The sequence below is a fragment of the Pseudomonas sp. Sample_24 genome (assembly GCF_004307605.1).
Taxonomy (GTDB): Bacteria; Pseudomonadota; Gammaproteobacteria; order Pseudomonadales; family Pseudomonadaceae; genus Aquipseudomonas.
In genome coordinates this window covers 1-805 of sequence record NZ_RCNW01000206.1, presented here as the reverse complement: position 1 = coordinate 805, position 805 = coordinate 1, and the positions used below count along the sequence as shown (strand labels likewise).

General features: G+C 61.7%; 1 protein-coding gene. It reads right to left on the bottom strand.

From position 1 onward, the window contains the following. A partial coding sequence (fba, locus tag D8V06_RS10400; protein WP_130930922.1) for a class II fructose-bisphosphate aldolase occupies positions 1 to 785 on the bottom strand: 785 nt, incomplete at its 3' end. Positions 786 to 805 lie beyond the last annotated feature (20 nt).

Sequence of the window (805 nt, the reverse complement as noted above, 5' to 3'; positions counted from 1 at the left end):
TCTTCAACCGGTACGCCGTAGGTTTCTTTGATGTCGCCGCCGTACTGGTTGATGATCGCCAGCCACTCTTGCGGAACCGAAGACGAACCGTGCATCACCAGGTGGGTGTTCGGAATGCGCTTGTGGATTTCCTTGATGCGGTCGATGGCCAGCACGTCGCCGGTAGGCGGCTTGGTGAACTTGTAGGCGCCGTGGCTGGTGCCGATGGCGATGGCCAGGGCATCGACCTGGGTACGCTTGACGAAATCAGCGGCTTCTTCCGGGTCGGTCAGCATCTGGCTGTGGTCCAGAACGCCTTCGGCACCGATACCGTCTTCTTCACCCGCCATGCCGGTTTCCAGCGAGCCCAGGCAGCCCAGCTCGCCTTCTACCGATACGCCGCAGGCGTGAGCCATGGCTACGGTTTGCTGGGTAACGCGGACGTTGTAGTCGTAGTCGGTCGGGGTCTTGCCGTCTTCGCCCAGGGAACCGTCCATCATGACCGAGCTGAAGCCCAGCTGAATGGAACGCTGGCAGACGTCAGGGCTGGTGCCGTGGTCCTGGTGCATGCACACCGGGATGTGCGGGAATTCTTCGATGGCCGCCAGGATCAGGTGACGCAGGAACGGCGCGCCGGCGTATTTGCGAGCACCGGCCGAGGCCTGGACGATCACCGGGGAGTCAGTCTTGTCAGCGGCTTCCATGATGGCGCGCATCTGCTCAAGGTTGTTGACGTTGAAGGCTGGAACGCCGTAGCCGAACTCGGCTGCGTGGTCCAGCATCTGGCGCATGCTGATAAGTGCCATTGTGTGTGTCTCTCCCGGTT